The 24,486-nt window shown below is 76.5% G+C and carries 20 protein-coding genes; 10 read left to right on the top strand and 10 right to left on the bottom strand.

All coding sequences use genetic code 11. The features are described from left to right. Positions 1 to 54 precede the first annotated feature (54 nt). On the top strand, positions 55 to 1,014 hold the full coding sequence (ppk2, locus tag CP968_RS30360; protein WP_150521020.1) for a polyphosphate kinase 2: 960 nt from the start codon (positions 55 to 57) through the stop codon (positions 1,012 to 1,014). A 20-nt stretch (positions 1,015 to 1,034) separates the two neighbouring features. Here ppk2 and CP968_RS30355 read toward each other — a convergent pair whose 3' ends face one another. The 4 genes from CP968_RS30355 to CP968_RS30340 all read right to left on the bottom strand — a co-directional run bounded on the left by CP968_RS30355 (position 1,035) and on the right by CP968_RS30340 (position 4,782). After that, positions 1,035 to 1,970, bottom strand: a complete 936-nt coding sequence (locus CP968_RS30355) for a SigB/SigF/SigG family RNA polymerase sigma factor (RefSeq protein ID WP_373304077.1) — start codon at positions 1,968 to 1,970, stop codon at positions 1,035 to 1,037. 227 nt (positions 1,971 to 2,197) lie between these two features. Further along, the gene (locus tag CP968_RS30350; protein WP_150521018.1) at positions 2,198 to 2,857 is read right to left on the bottom strand and encodes a GOLPH3/VPS74 family protein; all 660 of its coding nucleotides are present in this window, start codon (positions 2,855 to 2,857) and stop codon (positions 2,198 to 2,200) included. A 175-nt stretch (positions 2,858 to 3,032) separates the two neighbouring features. After that, positions 3,033 to 3,485 carry a DUF4180 domain-containing protein gene (locus CP968_RS30345; protein WP_150521017.1) on the bottom strand — a complete coding sequence of 151 codons (453 nt, stop codon included), beginning with the start codon at positions 3,483 to 3,485 and terminating at the stop codon, positions 3,033 to 3,035. A 130-nt stretch (positions 3,486 to 3,615) separates the two neighbouring features. Further along, positions 3,616 to 4,782 (bottom strand): DUF418 domain-containing protein, encoded by a 1,167-nt coding sequence (locus tag CP968_RS30340; RefSeq protein WP_150521016.1) that lies wholly within the window; start codon positions 4,780 to 4,782, stop codon positions 3,616 to 3,618. 260 nt (positions 4,783 to 5,042) lie between these two features. Here CP968_RS30340 and CP968_RS30335 point away from each other — a divergent pair, with 260 nt between their 5' ends. Both CP968_RS30335 and CP968_RS30330 read left to right on the top strand, forming a co-directional pair. Further along, a complete protein-coding gene (locus CP968_RS30335; RefSeq protein ID WP_150521015.1) occupies positions 5,043 to 5,786 on the top strand; it encodes an ArsR/SmtB family transcription factor in 744 nt (247 codons plus the stop codon). Beyond that, a complete protein-coding gene (locus tag CP968_RS30330; RefSeq protein ID WP_189828934.1) occupies positions 5,783 to 7,234 on the top strand; it encodes an MFS transporter in 1,452 nt (483 codons plus the stop codon). Before CP968_RS30335 ends, CP968_RS30330 begins: the two co-directional genes overlap by 4 nt. 128 nt (positions 7,235 to 7,362) lie before the next feature. Here the strand turns inward: CP968_RS30330 and CP968_RS30325 are convergent, their stop codons facing one another. From CP968_RS30325 to CP968_RS30305, 5 genes are read right to left on the bottom strand one after another with little or no spacing between them, the layout of a single operon-like run. Further along, positions 7,363 to 8,004, bottom strand: a complete 642-nt coding sequence (locus CP968_RS30325) for an HAD family hydrolase (RefSeq protein WP_150522223.1) — start codon at positions 8,002 to 8,004, stop codon at positions 7,363 to 7,365. Between the two features lie 26 nt (positions 8,005 to 8,030). Next, complete coding sequence (locus tag CP968_RS30320) at positions 8,031 to 9,152, bottom strand: ABC transporter ATP-binding protein (protein ID WP_150521014.1); 1,122 nt, start codon at positions 9,150 to 9,152, stop codon at positions 8,031 to 8,033. A gap of 5 nt (positions 9,153 to 9,157) precedes the next feature. Further along, positions 9,158 to 10,093: an ABC transporter permease gene (locus tag CP968_RS30315; RefSeq protein ID WP_229886499.1), complete on the bottom strand. Its 936-nt coding sequence runs from the start codon at positions 10,091 to 10,093 to the stop codon at positions 9,158 to 9,160. After that, on the bottom strand, positions 10,081 to 11,001 hold the full coding sequence (locus CP968_RS30310) for an ABC transporter permease (RefSeq protein WP_150521013.1): 921 nt from the start codon (positions 10,999 to 11,001) through the stop codon (positions 10,081 to 10,083). Before CP968_RS30310 ends, CP968_RS30315 begins: the two co-directional genes overlap by 13 nt. Beyond that, the gene (locus CP968_RS30305) at positions 11,001 to 12,161 is read right to left on the bottom strand and encodes an ABC transporter substrate-binding protein (RefSeq protein WP_229886497.1); all 1,161 of its coding nucleotides are present in this window, start codon (positions 12,159 to 12,161) and stop codon (positions 11,001 to 11,003) included. The genes CP968_RS30310 and CP968_RS30305 overlap by 1 nt, the downstream gene beginning before the upstream one ends. 225 nt (positions 12,162 to 12,386) lie before the next feature. On the opposite strand from CP968_RS30305, the gene CP968_RS30300 reads away from it, so the two are divergent. Then, complete coding sequence (locus CP968_RS30300) at positions 12,387 to 13,133, top strand: GntR family transcriptional regulator (RefSeq protein ID WP_150521012.1); 747 nt, start codon at positions 12,387 to 12,389, stop codon at positions 13,131 to 13,133. A 44-nt stretch (positions 13,134 to 13,177) separates the two neighbouring features. Here CP968_RS30300 and CP968_RS30295 read toward each other — a convergent pair whose 3' ends face one another. Then, on the bottom strand, positions 13,178 to 14,122 hold the full coding sequence (locus CP968_RS30295) for an NAD-dependent epimerase/dehydratase family protein (RefSeq protein WP_150521011.1): 945 nt from the start codon (positions 14,120 to 14,122) through the stop codon (positions 13,178 to 13,180). A 71-nt stretch (positions 14,123 to 14,193) separates the two neighbouring features. Between CP968_RS30295 and CP968_RS30290 the strand changes: the two genes are divergently transcribed. From CP968_RS30290 to CP968_RS30265, 6 genes are all read left to right on the top strand, one after another. Then, positions 14,194 to 15,159, top strand: a complete 966-nt coding sequence (locus CP968_RS30290; RefSeq protein WP_150521010.1) for a LysR family transcriptional regulator — start codon at positions 14,194 to 14,196, stop codon at positions 15,157 to 15,159. After that, complete coding sequence (locus CP968_RS30285; protein WP_150521009.1) at positions 15,156 to 16,733, top strand: variant leucine-rich repeat-containing protein; 1,578 nt, start codon at positions 15,156 to 15,158, stop codon at positions 16,731 to 16,733. The genes CP968_RS30290 and CP968_RS30285 overlap by 4 nt, the downstream gene beginning before the upstream one ends. Positions 16,734 to 16,814: 81 nt before the next feature. Next, positions 16,815 to 17,243, top strand: a complete 429-nt coding sequence (locus CP968_RS30280) for an STAS domain-containing protein (RefSeq protein ID WP_150521008.1) — start codon at positions 16,815 to 16,817, stop codon at positions 17,241 to 17,243. Positions 17,244 to 17,410: 167 nt separating this feature from the next. Continuing rightward, on the top strand, positions 17,411 to 20,731 hold the full coding sequence (locus CP968_RS30275; RefSeq protein ID WP_150521007.1) for an FtsX-like permease family protein: 3,321 nt from the start codon (positions 17,411 to 17,413) through the stop codon (positions 20,729 to 20,731). After that, positions 20,728 to 23,475 (top strand): hypothetical protein, encoded by a 2,748-nt coding sequence (locus tag CP968_RS30270; RefSeq protein WP_150521006.1) that lies wholly within the window; start codon positions 20,728 to 20,730, stop codon positions 23,473 to 23,475. Before CP968_RS30275 ends, CP968_RS30270 begins: the two co-directional genes overlap by 4 nt. After that, positions 23,472 to 24,440, top strand: a complete 969-nt coding sequence (locus tag CP968_RS30265; RefSeq protein ID WP_150521005.1) for an ABC transporter ATP-binding protein — start codon at positions 23,472 to 23,474, stop codon at positions 24,438 to 24,440. Before CP968_RS30270 ends, CP968_RS30265 begins: the two co-directional genes overlap by 4 nt. Positions 24,441 to 24,486 lie beyond the last annotated feature (46 nt).

Raw genomic sequence — 24,486 nt, 5'->3', positions numbered from 1 at the left:
GCCCGGCGGGCGAATCGGACCCGGCCGGACGTTCTCTGCAGAAAGGTGCGCGGGATGCCCGAACAGCCCGAGGCCGAATCCCGGGAGCAGCTCCTGGACGGGCTGCGGGTGGACTCCTCCCGCCCCGAACAGCCCGTGCTGCTCGACGGCAGGGGCCTGCCGGTCAGGACCTGGCGCGAGAACCACCCCTACGACCACCGGGTCCGGCGCGCCGCGTACGACCGCGAGAAGCGGATCCTGCAGATAGAGATGCTCAAACTGCAGAAGTGGGCGCGGGCCACCGGCGCCCGCCTGGTGGTGGTGTGCGAGGGACGGGACGCCGCGGGCAAGGGGGGCACCATCCAGCGGTTCACCGAGCGGCTCAACCCCCGCGGCGCCCGGGTGGTCGCCCTGGACAAGCCGACGGAGCGCGAGGCGGGCCAGTGGTACTTCCAGCGCTACGTCTCGCACCTGCCGGCCGCCGGCGAGATCGTCTTCTTCGACCGGTCCTGGTACAACCGGGCCGGGGTCGAGAAGGTCATGGGCTTCTGCACGGACGCCGAGTACCGGCTGTTCCTGCACCAGTGCCCGTCCTTCGAGGCGATGCTCGTCGAGGACGGCATCCACCTGGTCAAGTTCTGGTTCTCGGTCTCCCGTGCGGAGCAGCGGACCCGGTTCGCGATCCGGCACATCGATCCGGTGCGCCAGTGGAAGCTGTCGCCGACGGACCTGGCCTCCCTCGACCTGTGGGACGACTACACGGCGGCGAAGGTAGCCATGTTCCGGGCGACGGACACCGACCACGCGCCGTGGACCGTGGTCAAGAGCAACGACAAGCGCCGGGCCAGGCTCCAGGCCATGCGCCACCTGCTGTGGCAGGTGGACTACGACAACAAGGACCACGCCGCGGTCGGCCGACCCGACCCGCTGATCGTGGGCGCCGCTGACACGCTGCTGGAGCCCGGCGAGGAGACGACGGCCCTCTCCCCGACCCCGCTCGCCCGGCGGATGGCGGGCCCGGGGGCGCATCCGTAGGACGGCGGAGCCGGCGGGGGCTACGGGGCGAGCAGGGCCGTCCGCAGGCGCGCCAGGACGCGGGCCAGGATGCGGGAGACCTGCATCTGGCTGATGCCCAGTTCGGCGCCGATCTCGGCCTGGGTGAGCTCGCGCTCGAAGCGCAGGTGGAGGATCTCGCGGTCCCGGTCGGAGAGGCGCTCCAGGAGCGGGCCGAGGGTGTGGAGGTCCTCGAAGAGCTCGATCGCCCGGGCGGTCTCCTCGGCGACCGGCTGGCGGTACGGGGACTGCGCGCGTCCGCCCCGCTCCTCCGCGGGGAGCGGCGCGTCCAGGCTTTCGGACGCGTAGCCGTTGGCCGCCACGAGCCCTTCGATCACCGCCTCCTCCGCCAGGCCCATGTGTCCGGCCAGTTCCCGGACGGTCGGGGCGCGGCCGGAGGTCGCGGCGAGGGCGTCGCGCGCCTTCGCGAGGTCGAGGCGCAGTTCCTGGAGCCGCCGCGGGACCCGTACGGCCCAGGTGGTGTCCCGGAAGTGCCGTTTGACCTCGCCGGTGATGAAGGGGAGGGCGAGGGAGGAGAACTCGACGCCGCGGTCCGGTTCGAACCGGTCGATCGCCTTGATGAGGCCGATGGTTCCGGCCTGCACCACGTCCTCCATCTCCGCGCCGGCGCCGCTGCCGGTCCTGCTGCGGAAGCCGCGGGTGGCGAAGTGGACGAGTGACATGTTCATTTCGATGAGGGTGTTGCGGACGTACTGGTGCTGCGGGGTGCCTTCCTCCAGGGTCCTCAGGCGGGTGAAGAACACCTTGGAGAGCTGCTTCGCGTCCAGGGGCGAGACCCGCTGCGGGTCGGCGACGACCGGCAGACCGGCGTCGGAACCGGATGCGGGGCCGGGCGCGTGCGGGACTCCGGCCTCGGGCCGCGCCTTACCGGCGGGACGTGCGGTACGGGCTTCGGCCGCTGCGCTGGAACCGGGCACGACCGCTCCTTCCTTCGTCTTCGGGCGGGACCCTGAGCCTTCCCGCCGGGACGAACGCATGCCAGAGCGTCCGACCCCATCCGTCGGGACCTCCGGTCCACGGACCGGGGCCGTACGTCCCTTGCGCCCCACCGGGGCGCGGCGGGCGCGAGGGCCTACGGACGCGAGGGCCTACGGACGGACCGGTGGGCTCGGCCGAGCGGCGGGCCGAGCCGGGCCGGGCGCCGTCAGCCGGCCGCGATGAACGTGACGACCGTGACCGCGGCCATCGCCGCCTGCGTGTCGCGGATGGCCGTGCGGACGCTCTCGGCCGCCCACTGGCCGTCCGCTATCTCCGCCGTGCGGGCCTCTACCTCGGCCCGGGGCCGGTCCGGGAACGCGAGGCCGTGCAGCTTCGCCGAGTGGATCAGCGCGACGAGGCCGGCCGTCCGACCGTCCGGCTCCGCCCCGCCCAGGACGACGGCGGCGAGCCGGTCGCGCAGCGCCCGCTCCACCGAGGCGTCGGCCTCGGGGAAGCGGCGGACGGGGAAGAGGCCGAGCACCCTGTGCTCCGCCTCGGCGACCGCGCCCCGCTCGTGCAGGCTCTCCACCGCGGCGGCCACGCCCTTGCCGTGGTCCCTGGCCAGCCAGTCCGTCACCCGGCGCTTGCTCCGGCCGCGCATCCAGGCCTCCATCATCGGGATGCGGCTGTCGGGCAGCCGCATCCCGGTCGGCGTGGGATCGACCACTTCGAGGTACTTCCCCGTGACCGACACCCGCCCGGCCAGGACCAGTTCGAGCAGGATGCCGCCCGCCACCGCCCAGCCCACGGCCTGCCGCTGCCGCGTGGCCCCGGACGCGTCGTCCAGGGACAGCAGCATGATCTCCTCGGCCAGCGTGATCGTCATCTTCCGCATCCCCCCGTGTCACGCGCTGTTCACCTTCACCGGATGAAACGCCGTCCCCCGCGGGTCGGTTCCCGCGCGGGAACCGGCCCCGAGTCCGGACCGCGTCCAGGCCCTGCCTTGCGAGGCACCGCACCGGGCGCCCCGGGCTCGACCGACACGATCCGAAGGAGACGGCCTAGCCCGCGAGCTTCTCGTGGAGCTCGGCGAGGTCGGCCAGGAACCACGTCTGGCCGCCCCGGTTGCACTCGCGGACGAAGTCGCGGAACGCGTTGCTGCCCTCGATGTGGTGCGAGACGTCCCCGAGGACCACGACCCCCACCCGGTAGGTGACGAACTTCTGGATGATCTCGCCCGCGACACGGGTGTCGAGCCGGAAGAACGCCCCGTCGAGCCGCTCCACGGGCACGACGACCCATCGGGCCTCGTGGTGGAAGGCGTCGCCGATGCAGAAGTCCAGCACCTCGCGCTCCCCCTTGATGGCCTCGCCCTCGGCGGGGCAGATCAGGACGGTCACACCGTGGACGGTCCGCACCGTGTTGACCGGCGCGGCCTCCTCCGTCGGCTCCTCCCCCGGCGCAAGCGCGGCGGCCTCGGCTGCGGGGTCCGGCGTGAGAACGGCTTCGTCCATGCTGGGGGTGCCTCTCGTTCGGGGTGGCGTCCGGCCACGCGGTGGCTCCAGTCTCCGTGATTCCCGGTCCCGGGCCCACGGGTTTGCCCGGGCGCGGCGCCGGCCGGCCCGCGGTGGGCCGCCCCGCCGGCTACGGCCCGCCGCGCTCCCGGCCGGGGGCGTGGCCGACGGTCACCGCCCGCAGCAGCCATTCCACGGGCCCGTACCGGAACCGGGTCATCAGCCGTGTGCTCAGGGCGAGTTGGACGCCGTAGAGCGCGCACGCCCCGGCCGTGACGACGGCGGGCGGGAGGCGGTCGTACAGCGCGAGTCCGTAGCCGGTGAAGACGAGGGCCATGACCAGGGACTGGCTCAGGTAGTTCGTCAGGGCCATCCGCCCCGCGGGCGCGAGGAGGGCCGTGAGGCGCGCCCCGCGCGGACCCCGCAGCAGCAGGAGCGTTCCGCAGACGTACGCGGCGGTCAGGGCCGGGGCCGTGACCATGCCGACGACCTGGCCGAGCGCCGTCCACCGGGCCCCGAGCGGCCCGCTGGCGGTCAGCGCCATGAACAGGCCGCCGGGCAGCCCGGCGGCCGCGCCGAGCAGGCAGACGCGACGCAGGCGGGTGCGGTCGACGGCCGCGTCGGCGAGGAGGCGCAGCTTGCCGCAGTACAGGCCGACGAGGAAGGCGGCCAGGACGAAGCCGCTCATCAGGAGGGAGGCGAGGAGCGCGTCGGGCAGCTGGTCGAGGTTGGTCCGCAGGACGGCCGCGGCGTCGCCGCGGTAGCCGGCTGTCAGGCCGGGGAAGTCCGCGGCGAGTTCGGCGTCCAGGTCGGCGGACTCGGCGTCGGACAGGAAGAGGGAGACCGAGCCGACGAGCAGCATCAGCGCGCTCGTGCAGCCGTAGAGGAGTCCGGCGGCGCGGCGCGCGGCCCGCGGTGAGCAGCCCCGGGCGGCGACGAGGACCAGGCCGAGGACGGCGTAGGTGATCAGGATGTCGCCGACGTACAGGAGGACGGCGTGCAGGACGCCGAGGGCGAGCAGTCCGAGCGAACGGCGCAGCAGCCGGGGCACGGGGCGGGCTGCGGCGCGGTCGGCGGCCGCGAGCTGGAGGGTGAAGCTGTAGCCGAAGAGGAACGAGAACATCAGGTAGAACTTGCCGACCACGAAGGTCTGCAGGACGCCCTCGACGGTCCGGTCGAGGGCGGAGGCGCCCGGGTCGTGGACGCTGCCGAGGCCGTACGGGCCGGCCATCATGGCCGCGTTGACCAGCAGGATGCCGAGGAGGGCGAAGCCCCGCAGCGCGTCTATCTCCGCCATGCGCGACCGGACCGGTCGCGTGTGCGCGACCACTGCGGTCACGGCTCCCCCAAGTGGTCGTGGACGTACGGGGCGTGCTGCCCGTGACCGCGGACTCCGACGGCCGTGCGGTGGCGCCCAGCCTAGTCGGCCTCGCGCCGGGCGGGCGTCCGGCGGCGGGCCTCCCGCCCGCAGCGCGTGCTCCGGGCCGCCGCACCACTCCCAAAGAATTTTTGCAAAAACCCTTTGGGAGAAGGGCTCGGGCCCCTTACGCTCCCGGAATGACCGGTGACGAACGCAGGCGCGTCCTCGACCCCGAGCAGGACGCGGCGGCTCTCAAGGCCCTCACGCACCCCCTGCGCATCCGGATGCTCGGCCTGCTGCGGCTGGACGGGCCCGCAACCGCGAGCGAACTCGCCGTCCGGACCGGCGAGTCCTCCGCCTCCACCAGCTATCACCTGCGGGTCCTGGCCAAGTACGCGTTCGTGGCCGAGGCGGACCACCGCGACGGGCGCGAGCGGCGCTGGCGGGCGGTGCACTCCGTGACGTCCTGGAACAACGCGGCGATGGAGGCCTCACCGGCCAGCCGGGCCTTCCTCGGCGCGGCCCGCACGGCCCAACTGGAGCACCTGGCCGAGGCCCTCGCCCAGCACGAGGCGGACCTGGCCGCGGGCCGGCTGGGGCAGGAGTGGCTGGAGCCCTCCGGGATCAGCGACCTGGTGCCCCGTCTGTCGCCCGAGTCGCTCACCGAACTGTGGGAGGCCTTCGGCCGCAAGCTGACGGAGCTGACCGCGCGCGACGCGGACGATCCGCGGGCCGCCCACGTCGTCCTGGTGACCGCGGGCCTGCCCCTCGCGCCGCGCGGCCACCGGCCGGACCGGGACGGGGGCGCGGGCCGCGCGGCGTCCGGCCCGGAAGCGGGCGGCGAGGCGGGGGCGGAGCCCGGCTCCGACCGCGGCCCGGCCCCCCGGACGGGGCCGGCCGCCGACACCGCCCCCGGCACAAACACGGGCCCGGCCGCATGAGCGCGTACGCCCTGGACCCGCGCAGCGCGCGCCGCCGTTACGTGACGCTCTGCGTCCTCTTCTGGCTCCCCATGGGCCTGGCGGTCACCCCGCTGGTCCTCCTCTTCACCGAGCGCGGCATGCCCCTCGGGTCCATCGCCGGTTTCTTCGTCGCGCACTCCCTCACCGCGGCCGCGCTCGAACTGCCCACCGGCGGGCTCTCCGACGTCCTGGGACGGCGGCCCGTCCTGGTCGCGGCCGGCGTGCTCAACGCCGCCGCCTTCACCCTGCTGGGCCTGGGCACCGCGCCCTGGCAACTGACGCTCGGCATGGCCCTGATGGGCGCCGGGCGGGCCCTGTCCAGCGGTCCGGCGGAGGCCTGGTACGTCGACACCGTCCAGGCGCACTCCGGCCCCGGCGGCGACACCGGCCCGCACACCGGCACCGGCAGCGACCCGCGCTCCGGGCTGCGCACCGGCCTCGCGCGCGGCAGTACCGCGACGTCGGCGGCCCTCGCGGCGGGCACCCTGCTCGGCGGGGCCCTCCCGTGGCTGCTCTCCCGCGCGTCGGGCACCGGCGCGCGGCTGGGCACGGCCACGTCCGGGGCGGTGCTGCCGCTCTCGGTCCCGGCGCTGCTGGCGGCCCTGATCGAGGCCGGGTTCGCGCTGTACGCCCTCGGCGCGCTCCGCGAGCCTCCCCGCCCCCGGAGCACCCCGCGCGAGGTGTTCCGCGGCATTCCGGCGGCCGTCTCGGAGGGGCTGCGGCTGGGCGGACGCGACGCACTGGTCCGCCGGGTGCTCCTCGGCGCGGCGGCCGCCGGCAGCGCCCTGGCCACCGTCGAACTCCTGACGCCGGGACGGGCCGCGGCGTTCACCGGGACCCCGGAGTCGGGCGCGCTGCTGTTCTCCGTGCTCGCCTGCACCGGCTTCGTCTGCTCGGCGGCCGGCAGCCACCTGGCGCCGCTCACGGCCCGGCTCGCGGGCGGCGGCGAGCGCGCGGTGCGGCTGGGGCTCGGAGCGGGCGCGTTCGGCGTGCTGCTGCTCGGCGCGACGTCGCTGTCTGCGTCGGCGTCGGCGGGCCCGCTCGCGATGGCCCTCGCGGCGGGTGGCTACGGTCTCGTGTACTTCGGGCTCGGTGCCGCGGGGCCGAACCAGAACGAGCTGCTGCACCGGCGCGTCGCCCGCGCCGGACGCGCCACGGCGCTCTCCGTGCAGTCGCTGGCCCTGCAACTGACCGGCGCCCTCACCGGCCTGGTGATCGGTGTCCTGCCGGAGGGGCCGGCGCGCTGGCTGCCGGGCGGTGCGGCGCTGGTGGCGGGCGCGCTCGTCTGGCTCCGGCGGACCGGGACCGGCCGGCTCCCCGCCCGTACGGCGACGGCGAAGGCGACGGCCGAGGGCGCCGCGAAGGACCCGACCGCCGGGAGCCGGAGCGGGACCCCGCCCCGGGCCGTGCGCGGTTCGTCGCGGTAGACCGCGCTGCGGTACGGGTGTCCGCGGGGGCGGCGCGCAGCCCGTGGCCGCCGTCGATGCACGAGGGTCCGGGAACCGCTGCTCCGGAGCGGTCGGGACCCGGCCGGCCGCCGGCCGCCCGGCCCGGCTCAGGTCCGGGCGGCCGCGGCGGCGGCCAGGCAGCGGCGCAGTACGTCGGGGGTGACCGCCTCCAGGGAGTCCGCGAAGGTCCGCGGCCCCGAGGGCGGGACGGCCAGCAGGGACGGCACGACCAGGACGGCGCACCCGGCGGCCTCGGCCGAGGCCGCTCCGTCCGGTGAGTCCTCCACGGCCACGCACCGCTCCGGTGCGAGGTGGAGGCGGGCCGCGGCGGTCCGGTAGGGGTCCGGGTGCGGCTTGGTGCGGGCGGTGTCGTCCGCGGACAGGGTGAACGCGAAGGGGACATGGGCCAGCGAACCGCCGACCACCGAGTCCACGACCACCCGCGGTGAGGCGCTGACCAGCGCGAAGGGCACCCCCTCGGCCTCCAGCGCGGTCAGCAGCCGCTGGGCGCCGGGCCGCATCGGGGCCCCGTCCTCCACCCGGTCGAAGAAGCCGCCGGTGAGCGCGGCCGCGACCTCGGCGGGGTCCCCCGCGCCCGCGGTCCGTACGAGGTGGGCCGCGGTGTCCTCCACCGCGCGGCCGACCACCTCCGGGGCGTCCGCCCCGGTGAGGGTGTGGCCGAGGCCCGCGGCGATCTCCTCGGTGGTCCGCCACCACAGGACCTCGGTGTCGACGAGCGTGCCGTCCATGTCGAACAGGACCGCCCCGAGGCCGTTCACGGGGTCCTCGCCACGACGAGCACGGGCCGTTCGGCCAGGCCCAGGGCGGCGCGGGCACCGGGCGCCAGGGCACCGGCGTCGCGCGAGGGCAGGTCGGCCTTGACCCGCAGGCCGCCGGGGAGTTCGAGGTGGAGCCGGGTGACGGAGCCGAAGAAGGAGGCGGAGACCACGACGGCGCCGCCCTCGGGGTCGGGGGCCGCCGTCACGTTCTCGGGGCGTACCAGCACCTCCACGTCGGAGGCGGCCGGCACCGGGCCGTCCACGGGCAGCCGTACGCCCGCGGCCGGTACCTCGACCTCGGGCGCGCCGGAACCGGAGCCCGCACCGGTGCCGGTGAGCCGTCCGGGCAGCCGGTTCATGGTGCCGACGAACTCGGCGACGAAGGGTGTGGCGGGGCGCTCGTACAGCTCGGCGGGGGCGGCGCACTGCTCCAGCCTGCCGGCGTTCAGGACCGCGACCCGGTCGGCCATCGAGAGGGCCTCCTCCTGGTCGTGGGTGACGAAGACGGTGGTGATGCCCAGCGACAGCTGGAGGCGGCGGATCTCCTCGCGCAGGGTGGCCCGGACCTTGGCGTCCAGGGCGGACAGCGGTTCGTCGAGGAGCAGGACGCGCGGCCTCAGGGCCAGGGCGCGGGCGAGCGCGACGCGCTGCTGCTGGCCGCCGGACATCTGGTGCGGGTAGCGGTCCCCGTGGTCCGGGAGGCCGACCAGGTCGAGCAGTTCGGCGGCGCGTTCGTGGCGGTGGCCGGCGGGCACCTTGCGCACGCGCAGGCCGAAGGCGACGTTGTCGCGGGCGCTGAGGTTGGGGAAGAGGCTGTACGACTGGAAGACCATCCCGGCGTCGCGGCGGTTGGCCGGGACCCGGGTGATGTCCTGCCCGTCGAGCAGGACCTCGCCGGAGTCGGGCTGTTCGAAACCGGCCACGACGCGCAGCGCGGTGGTCTTCCCGCAGCCGGACGGGCCGAGCAGGGCGAGGAGTTCACCGGGCTCGACGGTCAGGTCGAGCCCGTCGAGCGCGACCGTGGATCCGAACGCGCGGCGCAGGCCGCGGAACTCGACACGGGCGCCGCCGGGCTCGGCGGAGCCGGGCTTCCCGGCCGCGGGGTGGGTGGTGGACATGGGGGTCAGGACTCCTTGCGGGAGGTGGTGGCTGCGGTCGCGGTGGAGGCGGGGGCGGCGCCGGCCCGGGAGAGGGCGAGCAGCAGCAGCCAGGTGATCAGGAGGCTGAGGATGGAGACGGCGACCGACATCCGGGCCTGGGCTCCCGAGATCGAGACGATCCACACGGCGAACGGCCGGAAGCCGAGGAGGGAGGCGATGGTGAACTCGCCCAGGACCAGGGCCAGGGTGAGGAAGGCGGCTCCGGCGAGGGAGGCCCGCAGGTTCGGCAGCAGGACGCGCAGCACGACGTGGGGCCAGCCCGCGCCGCAGCTGCGGGCGGCCTCGACGAGGGTCGGCACGTCGACCGCGCGGAGTCCCGCGTCGAGCGAGCGGTGGACGAAGGGGAGCGCCAGCACCGTGTAGGCGAGGACCAGGACGACCGGGAACCGCTCGTCCTGGACGGCGAGGAAGGTCTGGTAGAGCGGGGTCCGCGACAGGTGGTCGGGGCCCCAGCGCAACACGGTGGTGATCCCGGTGACCAGGGCGATGGGCGGCACCACCAGCGGCAGCATGCACACCACCTCCACCACGGGGCGCAGGCGCGGGGAGCCGATGCGTACGGCGATCAGCGCGGGCACCGCGAGCAGCAGGGACAGGGCGATGGTCGCGGCGGCGAGGCCCAGGGAGAGCAGCAGGCTGCGGGTGAAGCCGTCCGCGGCGAGCAGGCCGGTGTACGCCTCGAAGGAGATGCCCCGGCCGGGCACGTGCACGGTGAAGACGAACGAGGCGACGAGCGGGACGAGGAAGTACGCGCCGGCCAGGGCGAGGACGGCGCCGCGCCAGATCCGCGGCCGGGGCGGGCCGGCCCGGCGGGGCTCGGGCCGGGGTGCCGGGCGCGCGGTGTCGGCGCCCGGCACCCCGGCCGGTGCGTGGGGTGCGGTCGGGGTCATCGCAGCCATCGGGCGCTCCGTCGCTGGAGGGGCAGGTAGACGGCCATGACCAGGCCGGCGATCAGGATCATGTCGAGGCCGAGGGCGAGCGCCACGTTCTCCTGGCCGGTGAGGACGTTCCCGGAGAGCGCGTCCGCGATCTTGAGGGTGACCAGGGGGACGGAGCCGCCGACGAGGGCGGCGGCGGTGGCGTGTGCGGCGAAGGCGGTGCCGAAGAGCAGGACGAATCCGCCGAGCAGGGAGGGTGCGAGGACCGGCAGGCCGACGTGGCGCCAGAACTGGCCCGCGGTGGCGCCGCTGTTCTGGGCGGCTTCGCGCCATTGCGGGCGCAGCCCGTCCAGCGCGGGGGCGATCACCAGCACCATCAGCGGGGTCAGGAAGTACAGGTAGACCACGGTGAGCCCGGTGAAGGAGTACAGGTTCCAGCCGAGGCCGCCGAGGTCGGCGAGCCGGGTGACGACTCCGGAGATCCCCGCGGTGGCGATGAACGCGAAGGCGAGGGGGACGCCGCCGAAGTTGGCGAGCACGCCGGAGGCGGTGAGGGTGGCGCCGCGCAGGCCCGCCGAGCCGGAGGTGACCACGGCCTGCGCGATCACCACGCCGAGGACGCCGCCGATGAGCGCGGTGAGCGCGGAGAGCTGGACGCTGCCGATGAGCGAGTCCAGGTAGGGGCCCTGGAGCGAGCGGGCGAGGTGTTCGCCGGTCAGTGCGGTGGCGCCGCTCGCCGGGTCGCTGCGGGTGACGGCGCCGAAGGCGATGGCGCCGAGCGGCAGTCCGAAGCACAAGCCGGTGAAGGCGAGGAGCGGGAGGACCGCGAGCCAGGTGCGCGGGCCGCGCCGCCGGCGGCGGGCGGCGCCGCCGGCGGTGCGGTCGACGGGCGGGGCCGTCGGCGTGCGGGGGGTGGTGGAGGGGGACATCAGGAGAGGGCCTTGTCCCACTTCTCGGCGAGGGCGGCCTTGGCCTGGTCGAGCTCCGCGGAGGCGGGGAAGGCCGGGGTGCCCTGGACCTGGGGCAGCTGGGTGACGGCGTCCTTGTCGGCGGTGCCGTCCTGGGTCATGGCGGGCAGCAGGACCGGGCGGGCGTGCCCCTTGAGCCACAGGTTCTGGCCCTCGGCGCTGTAGAGGAACTCCATCCAGAGGCGGGCGGCCGCCGGGTTGGGGGCCTCCTTGTTGATGGCCTGCGAGTAGAACTGGGCGAAGACGCCGTCGGTGGGGACGGCGACCTTCCAGTCGACGCCCTTGCCCTTGAACTGCTCGGCGTAGCCGGCGTTCAGGTAGTCCCAGTCGATGGAGATGGGCGTCTCGCCCTTCTCGACGGTGGCCGGGGTCGACTCGACCGGGATGAAGTTCCCGCTCTTCTTCAGCCGGCCGAAGAAGTCGATGCCGGGCTGGATGTCGGCGAAGGAGCCCTGGTTGGCGAGCGCGGCCGCGTAGACGCCGCCGAAGGCCGAACCGGACTTGGTGGGGTTGCCGTTGAGGGCGACCTTGCCCTTGTACTCGGGCTTCAGGAGGTCGGCGAAGGTCTGCGGGCAGGTGGGGATGCGGGCGGCGTCGCAGCCGATGGAGACGTAGCCGCCGTAGTCGTTGTACCAGCGGCCCTCGGGGTCCTTCTGGGTGTCGGGGATCTTGTCCCAGGCGGTGACCCTGTACGGGGCGAAGAGGTTCTCGGAGGCGCCGCTGCGGGCGAAGGCGATGCCGAGGTCCAGTACGTCCGGGGCGCGCGTCTGGCCCTTGCGGGACTTGACGGCGGCGATCTCGTCGGCGCTGGAGGCGTCCGGGTTCTCGCTGTTCACCTTGATCTTGTACTTGGCCTCGAAGGCCTTGATGATCTCGCCGTAGTTCGCCCAGTCCGGGGGCAGCGCGATCACGTTGAGCTGGCCCTCCTTCTGCGCGGCGGCGGTGAGGGCCTCCAGCGAGCCGAAGTCGGCCGCCGAGACGGCGGCGCCCGGCTTCTTCCCGGTCTGCGCGCCGTCGGCGCCGGCGGGCTGGTCGGGGGCGGCGCCGCACGCACTGAGGGTGGTGAGGACGGCGGCGCCGAGCAGGACGGCCGCACCGCGACGGGCGGAGGAACTGAGCACGGTCTCTCCCGGAGACGGAGACAAGCGAGGGAATCACTTGTCTGAACAAGTTGGCTCCAGTTCGCCCGGGTCCGCTGTACGCCCGGTGAACGGCGCCTGTCCCCCGGAGCACGACTCGACGAAGAGCGGAGAATGACCGAAAGCAGCCGTGCCGGCAGCTGTTGGGACGATCATGGGTGCCCGGGGCGGACGCTTCCGGCACACCGCGATCAGGGGGCGAACGGCATGGGCACGGTCCGGTATCTGGAGATCGCCGCGGCGCTGCGCGAGGCGATCCTCTCCGGCGCGCTCCCGGTCGGCGGCCGGCTGCCGTCGGAGAGCGATCTGGCCGCCCGCTGGTCCGCCTCGCGCGGCACGGTCCGCCAGGCGGTGGCCACCCTCGCCGCCGAGGGCCTGATCGGCTCCCGGCAGGGCGCGCGCCGGGTCGTCCTGCGCCACGAGCGGCGGCACAGCTTCGCCGAGCTGAACAGTTTCGCCCAGTGGGCCGAAGGGCTCGGGCACGAGGCCGGCAGCCGCTTCCTGTCCCGCACCCGGCGCCCGGCCACCGCCGAGGAGGCGGCCAGGCTCGCGCTCGCGCCGGGCAGCGCCGTGCTGGCCGTGCTGCGGCTGCGGCTGCTCGACGGGGAACCGGTCATGGTGGAGCGCACCGCGTACGCCGACTGGGTCGCGGCCGAGGTCGAGGCGATGCCGGTGGACTGCCGGTCCGTCATGGACAGCCTGGCCGAGGGCTCCGGCACGGTGGCGCACCACGGGGAGCACCTCCTGGACGCGCTCGCCGCGGGCAGCGAGGACGCCCGGCTCCTCCGGGTGCGGCGGGGCAGCCCGCTTTTGCGCCAACGGCATGTCTCGGCGACCGCGGCCGGCCGCCCGATCGAGTGGTCGGACGACCGGTACCGGGCGGGCAGCGTCACGTTCAGTGTGAGCAACTCGGCGGTAGCAACCCCGTTGGAGCGGCGCACCGGTGACCGGTGAGCACGCGGGCGCGGGGGCCGGTCCCGCCGGGCCCGCGCGGGGCGTCAGGCCGTGCGCGCCGCCTCCGCGACCGCGTCCGGCAGCCAGTCGGCGGTGCGCCCGAAACCGAAGCCGAGGGCCGCGGCCCGCCCGTTGTCCATGGCGTAGGGCCGGTCGAAGGAGTACGGCGAGGCCTCGGCGCCCGCCGCCACGACCCGGTAGCGCGGCCGGCGGCCGAGCACCCGGCCGGCCTGCTCGCACAGGGCCCGTACGTCGAGGGTCCCGTGGGAGGCGGCGTTGACGGGCCCGGTGAACTCCCCGTCCGCCGCCCAGTGCAGCAGCTCCGCGATCTCCAGGTGGTGGACGAACGAGGAGGCGTACGGGGCTTCGTGGACGTCGACCGGGGTTCCGGAGCCGATCCGCTCGACGTAGTGCGCCAGCCGCCCGGTGAAGTCCGCCGGGCCGCCGCCCAGCACGTGCGCGACGCGCACCGAGGCGTACGGGAAGACCGGTTCGCGCAGGAAGACGGCCTCGGCCTGCCGCTTCCCCTCGGAGTACGTGCGCGCGGGGCCGAGCACCCGCTCGACCTCGCCCGTGTCGTGCCACGGGAGGGCGGCCACGGCCGGCAGGACCGTGGGGTCGAGGTGTTCCTCGGCCACCGGGACGGGCCGCGGCGGGCGCGCCGGGCCGGGCAGGGTGGCCGGGTTGTACACCTCGATCGTCGAGGTCATCACGTAGCGCCCGGTGCGGCCCGCGAACACCCGGCGGGCGACGGCGGCCTGGAGCGGCGTGTAGCAGACCTGGTCCACGACGGCGTCGAAGGTCCGCGCGCTGAGCGCCGCGAGCAGGGCGGGTTCGTCGTCGCGGTCGGCGCGGAGGTGTCCGACGCCGGGGGGCGGGGCCGCGGAGCCGCGGTTGAGCACCGTGACGCGGTCCCCCGCGTCACGCAACCGCGCGACCAGGGTCTTTCCGAAGTACCGGCTTCCGCCGATCACGAGAATGTTTCGCATGCCCACGACAGTGCCGCTGTATCGTCCCCGACGGAACGGATGAACGGCTGAACACGTCGTAAGGACAACTGATGATCGACGTGCAGCGGTTGCGCGTCCTGCGCGCCGTGGCCGAGCACGGCAGCTTCAACCGGGCGGCCGCCGCGCTGATGCTGACCCCGTCGGCCGTCTCCCAGCACGTGGCCTCCCTGGAGCGGACCCTCGGGCATCCGGTCGCGGTGCGCAGTACCCGCGGGGTGACCCTGACCGAGTCCGGCCGACTGCTGGTGGAGGCGGCGCAGACGGTGGCCGACGAGCTGGACCGGGTCCGCCGCGCCATCGACCGGCTCGCGGCCCCGCGGCCGCGGCTGACGGTGGCGACCTTCACCAGCGGCGGGCGGCACCTGCTGCCGGGGGCCCTGGCCCGGTTCGTGGCCGTGCACCCGGAGGTGGAGCTGACGGTGCTGGAGACCGAGCCGGAGGCGGCCGTGCCGATGGTCCGCTCCGGCGCCGCCGACCTCGCCCTGGCCTACCACTTCGACGGGCCGCCGCCGGTGCGGCGCGACCGGCGCCCGGGGCTGGACTGGGTCCCGCTGATGGAGGATCCGCTGTGGCTCGTCCTGCCCCCGGGGCACCGCCTGGCCCACCGGCCCTCGCTCGCGCCCGCCGAACTGGCCTCCGACCGTTGGGTGTTGGGCTGCCTGAAGACGGAGGCCTTCCTGCGCCGCTACGCGGGGCTCGCCGGCTTCGACCTCCGCGTCGCGGCTTCCACCACCGACTACTTCTTCGCGCAGACCCTGGTCGCCTCGGGGGTCGGGGTCTCCCTGGTCCCGCACGTCTCGCTGGCCCCGGCTCCCGGCCTGACCGCGGTCCGCGTCGAACCGCCGCGGCCCGCCCGGCACATCGGCGTCGTCCTGCCCCGCCCGCACCCCGCCCAGCCGTACGCACGGGCCCTGGCCGAAGCCCTGGCCGAGGCCGCCGCCGACCCGGACGGCGGCCGGACCGGCGGGCCGGACCCCGCGCCCGGCGCCGCCCCGCCGAACGGAGCCCGCCCGTGAACCCTCCCGCCGACCACCTGCTGCACGGGCTCGCCGCCAACCCGGCGCTCCCCGCCGCCCTCCTCGACCGGCTGGTCGCCCTGGTGGTGGAGCGCTCCACCCGCCCGGGCCCCGGCGACGAGCCCTCCTCCGGCTGGCTGGCCACCGAGCTGGCCTACCGCCCGGACCTGGACCCGGGCCGGGCCCGCGCCCTCGCCGCGCTCGGCGAACCCCTCGCCGTCCTGCTGGCCTACCGCGGCCGGCTGGCGCCCGCCGACGTCGACCCGGTCCGGCAGCCGTACGCGGCCGTGGCCCTCCTCGACGCCGGTTTCGGCGAGCCCTCGACGGCCCGGCTCCTCGCCGCCCACCCGGAGCCCGCCGTCCGGTGGAAGCTCGCCTCGTGCCCCGGCCTTCCGGCCGACGTCGAGGACGCCCTCGCCGCCGACCCGGACGCGGGGGTCACGGCGGAGTTCGCGCTGTGGGCGGGCCCCCGCGCCGCCGCCCGACTCGCCCGGCATCCGCACGCCGAGGTCCGTTACGCGGCCGCCGGCAACGAGGCGGTGGGGCCGGCCGCGCTCGCGGCACTGATCACCGGCGACGCACTGCCGCCGGCCGCGTCCTGCCGGGTCTGCGACGGGCCCGCCGTCCCGTTCACCCCCCATCCGTACGCCGCGCCCGACGAGCGCGAGCTGCGGCCGGACGCCTCCTGCGGCGGCGCGCACGCCTCCACCGTCCACGAGACCCGGCAGCGGGCCCTGCTCAACCCCTCGACCCCCGCGGAGCTGGCCCTCGCCCACGCCGGCGGCCCCGCGACAGCGCTGCGGCGGGCGCTCGCCGGGCGCACCGACCTGCCGGCCGCCGCCTGCGCCCGGTTCGCCGCGGACCCGGACCCGGCCGTCCGCGCGGCCGTCGCCGCGAACCCCGCCACCGGCGAACCCCTGGTGCGCGCCCTCGCCGCCGACGCGCACACCGAGGTCCGGCGCGCCGCCGCCCGGCACCCGCGGCTCCCGCTCGACCTCCTGCCGGCGCTGGCCGCCACCACCCGCGCCGCGCCCGAGCCGGTGCCCCGGCTGGCCGCGGCCACGGAGGCGGAGCTCGCACGGCTGGCCGCCGCGCCGCAGGCCCCCGTACGCCGATGGGTGGCCCGGGTCCCCACGCTGCCGAGGGAGCTGGCGCAGGAGCTGGCCGCCGATCCGGACGCCTCGGTGGCCCGGGCCGTCGCACCGCACCCGGGGCTGTCGCAGGAGGTGCTGCACGCGATGGCCGCCCGGCACGGCGCGCAGGTCCACGCCTCGGTGGCCGCCAACCCGGCCGCCTCCGGGGCCCTGCTGGAGGTGCTGGCCGGGCACGAGCCGCCCGTACGGAAGGCCCTGTCGGCCGTCGCGGTGCATCCGAACGCCACGGCCGCGGCCCTGCTGCCCTGCCTGGCCGACGGCCGGGCCGGGCCGTCGGCCGCGGCCCACCCCGCCCTCCCGGCCGCGGTCCTCGCGGACCTGCTGCTGGGCGGCGACCCGGCCCTGGCGGAGGCCGCGGCCGCCAACCCCTCGCTGCCGGCCGACCTGATGGCCGGGCTGTGGCGGCGCCGCACCCGGTGAGCGGCCCGGCGGCGCGGCCCACGTGGGTGAAAGTCCCCGTCCCACCGCTTCCCACCTGGGGTGCGGTCCGTTGGGAGGGGCATGCGCACCCCGCTGGACGCCCCGATAGACGCTCCCGTTCCGCCCGCCGCCCGCGCCCTCGCCGGGCCCCTGTCCGAGTCCCCCGTCGAGCCCGTGCCCGAGGCCCGTTCGGACCGGCTCCCCCGCCTGCGGTCCACGCTCGGGGCCGACGGCGTCCTCGCCGTCACCCTGGCCGGGGAGTTCGACCACTACACCTGCGCCCCGTTGCGGGACCTCCTCGCGGACGGCGCCGCGCGCGGCGCCCGCCACCTCGTCGTCGACGCGGCCCGTGTCGGCTTCTGCGACTCGTCGCTGCTGCACGTACTGGACCGGTGGGTGCGCGGCGGCCGCGGCCTGGAGCTGTCCGCCGCCTCCGCCCCGGTCCGCCTGCTGCTGGGCCTGGCGGCCCGCATCCCCCAGTGCCCCGGAGGCTGGTTCGACCCGGCCTAGGAGCACACCGCCGACCCGGCCCCGCGCCCCGGCCCGGCTGGTCCGGCCGGGCCGGGGCGATCGTTCTGTGAGCACTTCACCCCAGAAGTCTTCCCCTGTGCTTTCGAATCTGACAACATCGTCCGCTATCCGGTGCCATGGGTCCGGATGGGGGAGGAACAAGGCACATGCTCGGCTTCGTCATGCGCCGGCTGCGCGGGCGATTGCCGCTCGCCGCCGCCGTGCTGTTCACCGTACTGATCACCACGACGGTGCTCACCGCGCTGCTCGCGTTCACCCGCGGCGTCGGCGAGGCGGGCCTGCGCCAGGCCCTCCAGGGCCGGGAGCACGACCGGTCCACCGTCGTGGTCACCTCCGACCGGCCGGCCGGCGCGCGCGGCGCGGACGAACAGGCGGTGCGCGCTTTCGCGGCCAAGCTGTTCGGGCCCGTCCCGGTCGCCGTCGACAGCCTGGCGCGCAGCCGCTCGTACGGGCTGCCCGGTCCGGCGGCCTCCGGCAAGGAAGCCGACCTGACGCTGCTCGCCTCCTTCGACCGCGCGCACGTACGGCTCCTCGCCGGCCGGTGGCCGCAGGCCCAGACGGCCCCCGGCCGGGTCGCCGTGGCCGTCCCCCGGGCGGCGCTGACGCGGCTCGGGCTGGCCGAGGCGGCGCTGCCCGCCGAGGTGCGGCTGGCCGACCGGTACGGCGGCGCCCCGCTCGACGTGCTGGTGACCGGCGTGTACCGGGCGGCCGACCCCGCCGATCCGTACTGGACGCTCGACCCCCTGGGCGGGCGCGAGCTCCAGGTCAGCAGCTTCACCACCTACGGCCCGCTCCTCGTCGACGACTCCGCCTTCACCTCCGGCGCCGTCCCGCAGAACGGCCGCGGTTCGCTGCTGGACCCCGACTTCCGCTCCGTGCGCACCGCCGAGGCGGAAGCGATCCGCGACCGGGCCGCCGGCCTGGCGCCCGGGACGGGCGGACCGGGCGGCGCCGGAGCCGCGGCGGGTGCGCTGAAGGCCCCCGCCGGCTTCCAGGTGAAGACCGAACTGCCCCGGCTGCTGGACGAACTGGCCTCCGGGCAGACCGTCGCCCGCTCCACGCTGATGGTCGGCGCCCTCCAGCTCGCCGTGCTGGCGGCGGCGGCACTGCTGCTGGTCTCACGGCTGCTGACGGAGCGGCAGGAGTCGGAACGGGTGCTGCTGACCGCCCGCGGCGCCTCGCGCCTGCGGCTCGGCACGCTCGGCACGGTCGAATCGCTGCTGCTGGCCCTACCCGCCGCGGTGCTCGCCCCGCTGCTCACGCCGCCCCTGCTGAAGCTGCTCCACTCCTTCGGGCCGCTGTCCCGGATTCCGCTGGACACCTCCGGCGGCCCCCTCCTGTGGCCGGTCGCCGCCGCCTGCGCCGCGGGCTGCGTCCTGCTGACCGCGCTGCCCCCCGTGCTGCGCGGGGCCGGGGCCGCCGCCCTGCGCCGCAGCGGCCGGCGCCAGGCCCTCGTCGCGGGCACCGCCCGCTCCGGCGCCGACCTGGCGCTGGTGGCCCTGGCCGTGATCGCCTACCGCCAACTCGACCGCTACAGCGGCTCGGGGACGCCCGCGGCGCGGCCCGGGACCGGTGACGGGCTCGGCATCGACCCGGTCCTGGTCGCCGCCCCGACGCTGGCCCTGTGCGCCGGGACCCTGCTCGCCCTGCGCCTGCTGCCCTTCGCCGCCCGGCTCGGCGGCCGGATCGCCGAACGGGGCAGCGGGCTGGGCCCGGCGCTCGTCGGCTGGCAGCTCGCCCGCCGCCCCAAGCGGGCCACGGGGCCGGTGCTGCTGCTCGTCCTGGCCGTGTCCAGCGGGGTGCTGGCCCTCGGGCAGCACAGTGCCTGGACCGCCTCGCAGCGGGACCAGGCCGACTTCGCCACCGCCGGCGGCCTGCGCATATCCGGCAGCGACCTGCCCCCGATGGGCCGGGGCGGCCGGTACGCGGCGCTGCCCGGCGGCGAGGGCGTGATCCCGGTCGTGCGCACCCGGCAGGAGCTGCCCGGCGGGAAGCCCGCCCAGGTGCTCGCCCTGGACGCGCTGGCCGCGGGCGAGCGGATCCCGCTCCGCGCCGACCTGCGCGACGAGCGGCCGGTGCGGGAGCTGTTCGCACCGCTCGCGGCGGCCCGCCCGGCCCCCGGCGACGTCATCGAACTCCCCGGCCGGCCCCGCCGGATCGACCTGGACGTGACGGTCCGCCCGTCGGCCGTCACCGAGGCGCCCAGTCTCGGGCTGCTGCTGCGGGACCGCTTCGGGCTGACCCACCGCTCGCCGATGCTGCGCCTGCCCGCCTCCGGCGACGGCACCGTCTCGGTGGACCTCGACACGCTGACCGGGGCCCCGCTCGGGACCGCCGCGCAGCCGCTGGCGCTGGCCGGGGCCGTGCTCTCCTACCGCGGGCCGGACGGCCTGTCCGCCGACGCGGCCGACGGGCCCCAGGACCCCGCCGAGCTGACCGTCCGCCGGATCGCCGTGGCCGACGCGCCCGGCGGACCCGGCGTCACCGTGCCCGTACCCGCTCCGGCCCCCGCCTGGACGCTCGACGCCCCGCCCGCGCTCCGCGGCGGCCCACCCGGCGAGGTGCTGCCCGTTCCGGCCTCCGGGCCGGGCGCGGGCGCGCTGCTGCGGCTGCGCTACCAGGGCGGACCCGACGGGGGCAGCGGCTTCCGGATCGCCCTGACCCCCGGCAGGCCGCCCGCCGCCGAGGTGCCCGGGATCGCCACCCGGGCCTACCTCGCCGCGGTCGGCGCGGCGGTGGGCGACGTGGTGCCCGTCCCGCTGGGCGATTCCACCGTGCCGGTGCGGATCACGGCGGCCGTGGGCTCGCTGCCGGTGGCCGGCGACACCGCGCTCGCCGTCGACCTGGCCACCGCCGGACGGCTGCTGGCGGCCGACGGGGTGCGCGAGCTGCCGCCCGCCGCCGAGTGGTGGATGCCCGCCCGCTCCGCCTCCGACCCGCTGCCCGCACGGGCCGCCGCCGAGCTGCGCGCCGGCGCCGGAGCCCAGCAGGTGGAGCTGCGCGAGGAGGCCGCCGCCGCCCTGCTGGACGACCCGTTGAGCGCGGGCCCGCAGTCCGCCCTCGCCGCGCTGGCCCTGGCCTGCGCGGTCCTGGCCGCGATCGGCTGCGCGGCCGCCGCCGCGGCCGCCGGGCGGGAGCGGTCGCGCGAGTTCGCGGTGCTGCTGGCCCTCGGCACGCCGCGCGGCAAGCTGACCCGTACGGCCGCGGCCGAGAGCGGCCTGCTGGTCGGCCTGGCCAGCGCCGTCGGAATCGGGCTCGGCGCCGCGATCGTCCACCTCATGGCACCGCTGGTGGTGCTGACCCCGGCCGCGCGGCCCCCCGTGCCGCCGGTCCTGGTGGACCTGCCGGCCCCCGCCATCCTGTTGATGGCCGCCGCGATCGCGGCGGTGCCCCTGTGGTCGGCCGTGCGCGGCGCCCGCAACGACCGCGACGTCACCGTACGGCTGCGGAACCTGGAGGACATGTGACCGGCCAGGCCCGCACCCCCGGCGGACGGCGCGCGCCGGGGCCCGCGCCCTGGGTGCGCACCCGGTTGCGCGCGGCCCCGTTGGCCGCGCTGCTGGGTGTCGCGCTGGCGTTCGTCGCCGTCCTGCTGGCGGCCGCGCTGCCGCGGGCCGTCGACCGGGGCGCCGACCAGGCCCTGCGGTCCTTCCTGCACGACCGGGGGCCGAGCCAGACGAGCCTGACCGCGACCGCGACCTCGCGGCACGGCACGATGACTCCGGCGGAGCTGGACTCCGTGCTGGGCACGCTCCGTTCGCGGACCGGCGACGCCCTGCGGCTGGACCCGAGCGGTCCGGTGCACGGGGCGCGCGCCCTGCGCGGCCGGGCGCTGGCCAACCCGGAACTGCCCCGGCCCGAGACGGTCGACCCGCTGCTCAACCTGGTCCACCTGCCGCAGGCGGCCGAGCACACCACGATGGTGGCCGGTCGGCGGCCGGCCGCCACCGCGCCCGACGCGCCCGTGGAGGTGGCCCTGGCCCGGAGCACGGCCGCGACGCTCAACGTGTCGCTCGGCACCGTGCTGGACACCCGTCCGAACATCTTCGGCACGGCCCGCGCCGTGGTGGTGGGCCTGTACGACGCCACCGACACCGACGGCGTGTACTGGACCGACCTGCCCTGTCTGACCAAGGCCTGTCTCTCCGCCACCCCCGCGCTGCCCCCGCAGCAGTTCTGGCAGGCCGGCGCGCTGATCGCCGCGGAGTCCCTCGACCGGCTCGCGCCCTGGGGGGAGACCGCCGAGTACTTCTGGCGGCTTCCGGTCGACACCGGTTCGCTGCGGGCAGACCGGCTGCCCTCCGCGGCCAAGGAGACCGCGGCCTTCGTCGCGGGGCCGACCGCGTCCGGGCTGACCTCCGCCGTCGGCCGGTCCGACCTGCGCATCTCCTCCCGCCTGCCCGACCTGTTCGAGCAGGCCCGGGCCCGGGAGCGGGCCGCCGCCCCGCTCGCCGCGATCGGTCCGGCCGGGGTGGCGGGCGTCGCGGCGGTCGTCCTGTGCCTGGCCGCCGCGCTCGGCGGGGACCGGCGCGAGGCGGAACTGCGGCTGCTGCTGGCGCGCGGCGGCTCGCGCACGTCCATCGTGCGGCGGCTGCTCGCGGAGGGTGCCGTGACCGTGCTGCCGGGCTCCGCGCTGGCCTGCTGGCTCGCGCTGCTGCTGGTGCCCGGCCCGCGGATGGCGGCCTCCCTGCTGGCGGCCTCGGCCGTCGCCCTCCTCTCCCTGCTGGCGTTCCCGGTCCGGGCCTTCGTGCTGCTGTCACCGCCGCGCGGGCCCGGCCCCCGGCGCCGGCTCGTCGCCGAGCTCCTCGTCCTCGCGGCCACCGCCGCGGCCGTGTTCGAGGTGCGCCGGCGCGGGGTGGCACCGGCCGGCGCCGGGCTGGACCCGCTGCTGGTCGCCGCCCCGCTGCTGCTGGCCCTGTCCGGAGCGCTGCTGCTGTCCCGGCTCCAGCCCGCCGTGGTGGGCCTGGTCGCGCGCGCCGCGGGCCGCGGGTCCGGGGTGGTCGGCTTCCTCGGCCTGACGCGGGCGGCTCGGGGCACCGGGAACCGCGCCCGTCCCTCGGTGCTGCCGCTGATCGCGCTGCTGCTCGCCGTCACCACGGGCGGGTTCGGGGCCACCGTGCTGGGCACGGTGGAGGGCGCCCGGCTCCAGGCGGCCCGCCAGGCCGTCGGCGGGGACGGCCAGATCTCGGCGCCGGACGGGCAGTCGCTGCCGCCGGAGCTGGTCCGGGCCGCCGCCGCGCTGCCCGGGGTGCGGACGTCCGTACCCGTGTGGACCCGTGGCGACGGGTCGGTGACCGGCGCCGGCCCGGCGGGTTCCGTCCAGGTCACCGTGGTCGTCGCCGATCCGGCGGCGTACGCGGAGCTGGCCCGCACCGTCGGGCGGGGCCGGTTCGACCAGGCCGTCCTGGCGGCCGCCCCGGGCGCCCCGCTGCCCGCACTGGTCAGCCGCGACCTCGCCCGTGCGGCGGCGGGTTCCGGCTCCGCGCCCCTGCACCTGCGGATCGCGGGCGGGGACGTGGCGATCAGGGCGGCGGCCGTGGTCGACGGCACACCCGTCCTGCCCGGCGACGGGTCCGGCGTCGTGGTCCTTCCGGCCGGTCCGACGGCCACCGCCGCGGTCCCCCTGTCCGCCCGGCCCAACCGGTGGTTCGCCACCGGCTCGACGGACCCGGCACGGCTGGCGGAGCTGGTGCGCACCGGCGCACCGGCGGCGCAGGCCCCGCACTACCTGGTCCGTACGAGCGCGGAGGTCGTGGCCGAGCTCGGCTCCGACCCGCTCCAGCGCTCGGCGGGGCAGTTGTTCTGGGCCTCGCTGGCGGCCGCGGCGGGCTTCGCCCTGCTGGCCGTCCTGCTGACGCTGGTGCGGGCCGCGCCCGAACGGGCGGCGCTGCTGGCCCGGTTGCGCACGATGGGGCTGCGGCCCCGGCAGGGCGTGGCGCTGATCCTGGCCGAGGCCCTGCCGCAGGCGCTGGCCGCCGCGTTCGGCGGGGCGCTGGTCGCGGCGGCCGCCGTCGTCCTGCTGGGTCCGGCCGTCGACCTGTCCTCGATGGTCGGCTCCGCCGTACCGACCGGACTGGGCCTCGCGCCGTGGCCCGTACTGTCCCAGGCCCTGGGGCTGGCCGCGCTGGTGGCGGGGGTCGTCCTCGCCGAGGCCGCGATATCCGGGCGGCGCCAGATCACCACCGAGCTGAGAGCGGGAGACAACCGATGAGCGCCGAAGCGCCCACGTACGAAGAGCTGCAGCGCCGGGCCCTGGCCGCCGCGGCGCCCCGGGGCCGGGCGGCCGGCACGGCCATCGTCTGCGACCGGCTGGTGCGGATCTTCACCACGGCCGGGGTCGAGGTCCAGGCCCTGCAGGGGCTGGAGCTGACGGTCGCCCAGGGCGACCTGGTCGGCCTGGTCGGCGCGTCCGGGAGCGGCAAGTCGACGCTGCTGAACATCCTCGCCGGGCTGGACGTACCCACGGCCGGCACGGCCTCGGTCGGCGGCTACGACCTGCTGGAGATGTCGGCGCGCGACCGGCTGCGCTACCGGCGCGAGGCGGTCGGCTTCGTCTGGCAGCAGACGGCGCGCAACCTCCTGCCGTTCCTGACCGCCGCGCAGAACATCGCCCTGCCGATGCAGCTGAAGGGGAACGGGCGCGGCGCCGCCAAGCGGCACGCCGTGCGCACCGCCGAGCTGCTGGAGGCCCTCGGCATCGCCGAGCTGGCGGACCGCAGGCCGGCGGCGCTCTCCGGCGGCCAGCAGCAGCGCGTGGCGATCGCCGTGGCCATGGCGAACAACCCGGCCGTCCTGCTCGCCGACGAGCCCACCGGCGAACTCGACTCCGAGACCGGGTCCGCGGTCTTCGAGGCCTTCCGCACCGTCAACCGCGAACTCGGGGCGACCGTCGTCATCGTCACCCACGACCCCATGGTCGCCGGGGAGGTCCGCCGTACCGTCGCCATGCGCGACGGCCGCACCAGCACCGAGGTGCTGCGCCGGGTCGTCACCGACGAGCACGGCACCGAGTCGGTGAGCGAACGCGAGTACGTGATGCTCGACCGGACCGGCCGCGTCCAGCTGCCCCCGAAGTTCCTGGAGGCGCTGGGCATGGAGCACCGCGTCGCCGTCGACCTCGCCCCCGACCACATCGAACTGCGGCCCGACACGCACGCCGCGTCCGAGCACCTCTGACCTGCGCCGCACGCTCCCCCGCGGGTGATTCCGTCACTTCCCCGGT

It is taken from the genome of Streptomyces subrutilus (assembly GCF_008704535.1).
Taxonomy (GTDB): Bacteria; Actinomycetota; Actinomycetes; order Streptomycetales; family Streptomycetaceae; genus Streptomyces; species Streptomyces subrutilus.
The sequence above is the reverse complement of the archived record's forward strand: the minus strand, read 5'-3'. Positions and strand labels throughout refer to the sequence as shown.